This window comes from Sulfurihydrogenibium sp., assembly GCF_027448985.1.
In the GTDB taxonomy this organism is placed as follows: domain Bacteria; phylum Aquificota; class Aquificia; order Aquificales; family Hydrogenothermaceae; genus Sulfurihydrogenibium.
Map to the genome: position 1 here is coordinate 1 of NZ_DAIDMN010000069.1, position 7,563 is coordinate 7,563.

General features: G+C 31.9%; 8 protein-coding genes. 1 reads left to right on the plus strand and 7 read right to left on the minus strand.

Going from position 1 to position 7,563, the window contains the following annotated elements; all coding sequences use genetic code 11:
• From NE054_RS06300 to dnaJ, 7 genes are all read right to left on the minus strand, one after another.
• Positions 1 to 647, minus strand: a 647-nt coding sequence (locus tag NE054_RS06300) for an ATP-binding protein (RefSeq protein WP_297889901.1), incomplete at its 3' end; no start/stop codon positions are given.
• A gap of 60 nt (positions 648 to 707) precedes the next feature.
• Positions 708 to 1,343 (minus strand): phosphoribosyltransferase family protein, encoded by a 636-nt coding sequence (locus NE054_RS06305; protein ID WP_297889902.1) that lies wholly within the window; start codon positions 1,341 to 1,343, stop codon positions 708 to 710.
• Positions 1,340 to 3,448: an NAD-dependent DNA ligase LigA gene (gene ligA / locus NE054_RS06310; RefSeq protein ID WP_297889903.1), complete on the minus strand. Its 2,109-nt coding sequence runs from the start codon at positions 3,446 to 3,448 to the stop codon at positions 1,340 to 1,342. Before ligA ends, NE054_RS06305 begins: the two co-directional genes overlap by 4 nt.
• Positions 3,438 to 4,118: a deoxyribose-phosphate aldolase gene (gene deoC / locus NE054_RS06315; protein WP_297889904.1), complete on the minus strand. Its 681-nt coding sequence runs from the start codon at positions 4,116 to 4,118 to the stop codon at positions 3,438 to 3,440. Before deoC ends, ligA begins: the two co-directional genes overlap by 11 nt.
• Entirely contained in the window at positions 4,081 to 4,911 is an 831-nt protein-coding gene (locus NE054_RS06320; RefSeq protein ID WP_297889905.1) for a 50S ribosomal protein L11 methyltransferase, read from the minus strand. Before NE054_RS06320 ends, deoC begins: the two co-directional genes overlap by 38 nt.
• Positions 4,908 to 5,333, minus strand: a complete 426-nt coding sequence (locus tag NE054_RS06325; RefSeq protein WP_297889907.1) for a MerR family transcriptional regulator — start codon at positions 5,331 to 5,333, stop codon at positions 4,908 to 4,910. The genes NE054_RS06320 and NE054_RS06325 overlap by 4 nt, the downstream gene beginning before the upstream one ends.
• Before the next feature lie 11 nt (positions 5,334 to 5,344).
• Complete coding sequence (gene dnaJ / locus NE054_RS06330; protein ID WP_297889908.1) at positions 5,345 to 6,481, minus strand: molecular chaperone DnaJ; 1,137 nt, start codon at positions 6,479 to 6,481, stop codon at positions 5,345 to 5,347.
• Between the two features lie 162 nt (positions 6,482 to 6,643).
• Here dnaJ and NE054_RS06335 point away from each other — a divergent pair.
• Positions 6,644 to 7,563, plus strand: a 920-nt coding sequence (locus NE054_RS06335) for an AAA family ATPase (protein WP_297889909.1), incomplete at its 3' end; no start/stop codon positions are given.

The window sequence follows — 7,563 nt, forward strand, 5'->3', positions numbered from 1 at the left end:
AAATGAAAATGTTTAACAGATTTGTAAAAAGCTTTCGTTTTATCAGAAAACATTTTAGTCAAAACACTCTTTTTTGAGCCCATAAAAATGTAGGATATTTTGTTGGAATGATGTTGAATAATAGTCCTAAGTTTGTTTTCTACTCCTATAGTTTGTATTTCTTGAAATTCATCAAAAATCACACATATTTTTTTGCCTTTGTTTGCATACTTTAAAGGTAAGTTTAAAACTTCTTCCAAAGTTTGATTGAGCTGTGATTTTGTAAATTCTATTTGAAGTTTATAACTTCCGGATTGGTCCAGTAGAATTTTTACCGTTGGTTTAAAGTTTAAGATGTTTTTTAGAAAATTTATTGTTTTTTCAATAGAAGTTTCAAAACTTTTTACTATAGCATTAAAGTATTCATTTATAAACTCTTCAATGTTTGATATTCCCAACAAATCAACAAAAACAAAGTTTAGATTTTCTTTTTTTCCCAGTTCTTCCACTGTCCTTAAAACTAAGGATGTTTTTCCAAATCTTCTTGGAGCGTATAAAAGAACATTAAGCCCATTTTTTATATCAGATTTTAGTTGATTTATCTCTTCTTTTCTGTTGCAAAAGTTTTCTTTTCCTACAACACCACCGTAGTAAAAAGGATTTTTCATTTTTATACCTTTGGCATTAAAATAATTATACTAAAAGTATAATACTAAAAGTATAATAAATCAACCGTTGATAATTCTAAACATTTCTTCATCTGAAAGTTGATGAAAATCTTGATAATAAGAACCTACTGCAAAAAAAGGAGTTTCAACTGGATATAAACATATAACTTCATCAAAAACCTTTTTAGCCCTTCCAATACTATCAACGGGACATACTGGTACCGCTAAGTATATTTTTTTTGCTCCTTTACTTTTTGCATACATTCCGGCTACCATTGCTGTGTATCCGGTAGCTATACCATCATCAATGATGATAACATTTTTACCTTTTATATCTGGCTCTTTGTTTTGAAGGTATTTTTCAACTCTTCTTTTTACTTCAGTAGTAGCTTTTTCTTTTATTGTTTTCAACTCTTCTTCATCTACTCCCATATATCTCATTAAGTTTTCGTCAATGTAATAAATGCCACTAGGAGCTATTGCTCCAAAGGCTGCTTCTGGTTCTGCTAACGGTGCTAACTTTTTGGTTATAACTAATGAAAATGGTATGTTTAGAATTTTTGATACTTCTTTGGCAACAGGAACACCACCTCGTGGTATAGCTAATATAAATGTATTTTTTTCGTCAAAGTTGTAGCTTTTTAAAAGCTCTGCCAATAATTTTCCGGCTTCCTCTCTATTTTTAAATATTTTCATGTTTTACCTATCATTTTTAAGAATTCTTCTTCGTTTATTATCTTTATTGTACCGATTTTTTGTGCTTTTTGGAGTTTACTTCCGGGTTCTTCACCTACCACTAAGTAGTGGACTTTTTTTGAAACGGTATCTAACACATTTCCTCCAAGGCTTTCTACTATCTCTTTTGCTTTTTCTCTACTGCAACATTTCAATGTTCCGGTAAATACGAAGTTTAATCCGGATAACTTACCTTTTTTCTCTTCTTTTGGATTACATACGTTTACACCAAGTTGTTTTAACTGTTCTATCATTTTCAAGTTTTGATCGTTATGGAAAAAGTTGTAAATCTCCGTTGCAACTTTATCTCCTATATCCGGAAGTTTCATAAGGTCTATAATTGAAAAGTTTTTAAGGTCATCTATACAGTTTACAGCAGAAGCTAACGTTTTTGCTGTTACTTCTCCAACATACCTTATTCCAAGTCCGTAAATCAACCTGTATAAAGGTCTGTTTTTAGATTCTTCAATAGCTTGTTTTAGGTTGTTAGCCGATTTTTCTCCAAATCCTTGAATGTTTTTAATTATTTTAAAATCAAGTCTGTATATATCCGGAATACTTTTTAACAGACCAAGTTTGTAAAACTTTTTAACGGTGGCTTCCGATAGACCTTTTATATCCATAGCGTCTTTTGATGTAAAATGAATGATTCTTTCTACTACTTGAGCTGGACAGTTTATGTTTACACATCTGTACACAGCTTCTCCCAATGGTTTTACCAAAGGAGAGCCACAAGATGGACAATTTTTAGGAAACTCTATTGGTTTTTCATTACCTGTTCGTGCTTCTTTTATTACCATCACAACATAAGGTATAACATCTCCTGCTCTTTCTACTAAAACAGTATCTCCAATTCTTATATCTTTTTCTCTTATAAAGTCTTCGTTAAACAAAGAAACAGATGAAACAACTACTCCTCCTATTTCTACAGGTTGTAGTTTTGCAACGGGTGTTATTGCTCCTGTCCTTCCTACTTGAAAAACCACATTTAATATTTTTGTAGTTGCTTGTCTTGCTTTAAATTTAAAAGCTATTGCCCATCTTGGATGGTGAGAAGTAAAACCAAGTTTTTCATAAAGCTCTATATCATTTACTTTTATGACCATTCCATCTATTTCATAGGGGTAGCTATCTCTTTTTCTTTCCCACTCTTTACAATACTCTATTACCTCGTCTATACCATTACACACTTTTAACACTTCATAAGGAGTTTTAAATCCAAGTAAGTGAAGCATTTTTATATTTTCTGAATGTTTTTTTAGTTTTTTTCCTAAAAGATTTTCTCCATTTTTGTCTACAGCATAGGTTATCTGATAAACAAAAGCCTCTAAGCCTCTTTTTGCTACTTCTTTTGGGTCTTGTAATCTTATGGAGCCTGCTGCTGCATTTCTTGGATTTGCAAATAAGGGAAGTCCTTCTTGTATTCTTTCTTCATTTATTTTTTTAAAAATATCTTTTCTTATTAAAACTTCACCTCTAATTTCAACTTTGTATATATCAAAGCTTGAGAATTTTGCAGACAAAGGAATAGATTTTATTACTTTTAAGTTGTTGGTTATTTCTTCTCCAACCTCACCGTCTCCTCTTGTTGCACCTCTTACAAACAAGTCTTTTTCGTAAATTAAAGATATTCCGGCTCCGTCAAACTTTGGCTCTACAGAGTACTCTACTTTATCCAGTCCGGTAAGTTCTCTTACTCTTCTGTCAAAATCTCTTAAATCTGCTTCATTGTAAGAGTTATCGAGAGATAACATTGGGGTAAGGTGTTTTACTTGTGGAAAGATTTTGGTTATTTCTGATGGTACTCTTTGAGTAGGAGAATCCGGAGTAATTAAATCCGGATATTTACTTTCTATATCTTTTAAAAGTTTAAAAAGTTTATCGTACTCATAATCTGATATTACAGGCTGAGCTAAAATATAGTATCTCCAATCATGGTACCTTATCACTTCCCTTAAATCTTCTATGATTTTTTCTGCTGTTTTTTTATCTATTGATTTTATGTCAAGTTTTAGAAACTCTTTTGTTTTTTCAATCAGCTTTCTTTGAGATTCTTCAGAGTACATTTTCAGCCTCCTGGATTATTTGTACACCGCTACTTGTTCCTATTCTGTCTGCACCTGCTTTTATAAACTTCAACATGGTCTTTAAATCTTTTATTCCTCCGGATGCTTTTATTTTTATCTGGTTTTTTGACAACTCTTTCCACAGTTTTACATCTTCAATCTCCGCTCCTTTTTCGGCAAATCCGGTACTTGTCTTTATAAACTCTGCACCGCTGTTTATAACTATCTGTAAAGCTGTTATCTTTTCTTCTTTAGACAGATAAGCAGTCTCAACTATTATCTTATGGATAATATCAGGAGTGTTTTTTATTATCTCTTTTAGTTCCTCCTCTACGTATTTGTAATCTTTACTTTTGAATGCTGATATGTTCCAAACTATATCAAGCTCTTTTGCTCCGTCTTCTACAGCTTGGACTGATTCTTTTATTTTTATATAAGTAGTATTTAATCCAAGTGGAAAACCAACTACACTACACACTTTAACATCAGTATTTTTCAGTATTTGATAACACATTGAAACATGAAATGGATTTACACAGATTGATGCAAAGTTGTACTTGATGGCTAACTGACACTGATTTTCTATCTCTTTGTAAGTTGTAAAAGGTTTTAGAACTGATTGGTCTATATACTTATTTATGTTTGATGGCAAATCCGTACCATTTATCATCGGGTTTTCCTTCTTCTGATTTAGATACTATTTCAACTATTTCTAAGTTGTTATCTTGTGCCATTTTTATTATTTTCTCCTTTTCTTCTTTAAATATTCCCGATAAAAGCCAGTATTTTTTAAATTTATCTTTTATCTGACTGAAGTATTTATCGAATATCTCCATCTGTAAGTTTGATAAAACAACATCGTAGATATCTTTTACATCTTCTACACTTCCTTGAAAACAGTTAACATTTACCTGATTTTCCCAACTGTTTATTTTACACTCTTCTACAGCTTCTTTTTCTATATCTACCGCATCCACAAAAGCTCCCATTTTTGCCGAAGCTATTGAAAGTATCCCTGTTCCGCATCCTATATCAACCACTCTATCATTTTTACTAATGTACTTAGGTATTAAGGATAACATAAGCTGAGTTGATGGATGTAATCCGGTTCCAAATGCCATAGCTATTTTAAGTTTTATAGGTATTAACTCTTTACCTTCGTAAATTTCCCACTCTGGTATTATTACAAACGGTGGTACTTCTATTGGTTTAAAATTTTCTTTCCATTTTTCTTCCCAGTTTTCTTCCTGTATATCTTCTTCCAATATGATTTTTCCGGAGCCTAAATCTTCAAAAATATTTATTATTGTTTCTTTTATTGTTTGACTTTCTTCGTCTTGAGCGTATACAGCATAAACTGTATTTTTTTCATCTTTCTTTATTATTTCTACTCCGTATCCATTTAGCTCTACTAAGAATATTTCAAATAAATCTGTTGGTATTTCACAGATGTATTTTTTCATTTTTCACCTTTTGGTTTTTTGTATTTTCTATAAATATACTCTTCTATTTTCATAATTTCTACTTTTGGAAGTTGGACTAGTGCGTTTTGTTGTCCTTGTAAATCGTTTATGTATCTTTCTCTTATCTCTTCTTGTAGTCTTGTTAATAAAAGTTGTATTTGGTTTTGGAGGTCTTCAAATTGTTGTTTCATTCTTAAAATTGCATCTACACCAGCAAGGTTAACTCCCATTTCTCTTGTTAAAAACAGGATAAATTCAAGTCTCTCTAAATCTTCTTCTGAGTACATTCTGGTTTTTCCTTTAGTCCTTGATGGAACTAACAATCCTTCTTTTTCATATAGTCTTAAAGTTTGAGGATGTATGTTGTACATCTTTGCAACTGTTCCTATCATGTAAAGAGGTTCTTTTCTTCTGTCTTTCATCTTAAATCACCTCATTCTGATTTGTAAAACCTGTTTGTAATCTTTTGTTCGTTTTTGAGTTTTTCAACACATTTTTTAGCATCTTTTGATAGGTCTTTGATTGATGGTACAACTACATTTATATCTAAAACTAAATCACCGTATCCGGATTGTTTTAACTTTGGCATTCCTTTTCCGGCTAATCTTACTTTATCACCTGGTTGTGTACCGGCTTTTATTTCCACTTTTTCTGTTTTTCCGGTTATCAACGGTACTTCTAAAGTTGTTCCTTCTATTGCCTCTGCAACGGATAGATTTACTTTTAGGTAAAGGTTGTCTCCTTTTCTTTCAAACAAATAATGAGGTTTTACGTTTATAATAATCCATAAATCACCAGGAACTCCTCCAAATCTTCCGCTATGTCCTTTTCCTGGTATTCTTAACTTTGAGCCGTTATCTACTCCGGGGGGAACTCTTACTTTTACGGTTTCTTTTTTTATAACTAATCCTCTTCCATTACATACTTCACAAGGTTCTTGGATTATTCCTACTCCACCACATGTAGGACACGTTTGAGACATTCTGATAAATCCAAGGTTTTGTATTATTTCTCCGGTTCCACCACATGTAGGACATACTTTACTTTCTGAGCCGGATTTTACACCTGTGCCACCACATGCATCACATATTACATAACGAGGAACTTCCAATTCCAAGGTTGTACCATTGTAGGCATCTTCAAGGGATATTGTAACTGTTTGGTATATATCTGTTCCATTTTCAGGTCTGTAGTAAGACTGTTTTTTTCTTCCTTGGGATGTTTTTCTTTTTCCAAAACCAAATCCAAATATATCATCTAAATCGTTAAGGATATCATCTAAATTTATACTACCTATATCTTGATAATACTGTTTAGAAAAGTCTTGGTATCCACCTCCACTTAATCCAGCATGTCCAAACTGGTCATATATCTTTCTTTTTTCTGGGTCTGATAATACCTGATAGGCTTCCGTTATCTCTTTAAACTTTTCTTCTGCTTCCTTTCTATTGTTTGGGTTTAAATCCGGATGATACTGTCTTGCCAGTTTTCTATAAGCCTTTTTTATCTCGTCTTGTGTTGCATTTTTACTCACTCCAAGAATTTCGTAATAATCTTTCTTTTGTTGCATCTTGATTTACACCTCTCAAAAAAACCTTTATTTATAAATATAATATAAGGTTTAGTATAGTATTGTCAAGTTTATTGAAAATAATATATTTATGTTTTAAAAAATCTAAATCTGTTAAAATGTTAGATATAAAATTTGGATAAAAACTTAACCGGTGATAGAATGAAAAAACTACCAATAGGAGTACAAACATTTAGCAAAATAATACAAGAAAACTGTTATTATATTGACAAAACACATTTTGTAAAAAAGTTAGAATCAGGAGGATACTACTTTCTCAGCAGACCAAGAAGGTTTGGAAAATCTCTATTTTTGGACACTCTAAAGGAAGCGTTCAGTGGGAATAAAGAACTGTTTAAAGGTTTGTATTTGTATAACAACTGGGATTGGAATAAAAAATATCCGGTAATACACATAAGTTTTGGTAGTGGTGTTGTTGATAACAAAGATAAACTAATTAAGATAATAAACTCTTTCATAAACAAAATCGCACTTGAAGAAAACATTAAACTAACGGAAGAAGTCCTAAGTCTAAAGTTTAAAGAGCTTATAGAAAAACTATCAGAAAAATACAACCAAAAAGTAGTAGTTTTAGTAGACGAGTACGACAAACCAATATTAGACAGGATAGAAGAACCGGATATAGCAAAAGAAAACAGAGAGGTGTTAAAAGATTTCTACTCTGTGTTGAAAGACGCAGACCCATACCTACACCTTGTATTTTTAACAGGAGTGTCAAGATTTTCAAAAGTATCTATATTCAGTGGACTAAACCAGCTAAACGACATAACCTTAGACAGAGAGTTTGCAACCATATGTGGATACACACAAACAGAGTTAGAAACTGTCTTTGAAGATAGGATAAAAGACTTTGACAAAGAAGAAGTAAAAAGGTGGTACAACGGATACAACTGGCTTGGAGAACCTGTTTACAATCCATTTGACATACTGCTTTTGTTTGACAAAAAAGAATTTAGACCATACTGGTTTGAAACCGGAACACCCACATTTTTGATAAAAATGTTTCAAAAAAACCAGTACTACCTTCCGGATTTAGAGAACTTGGAAGTAGGAGAAGAGAT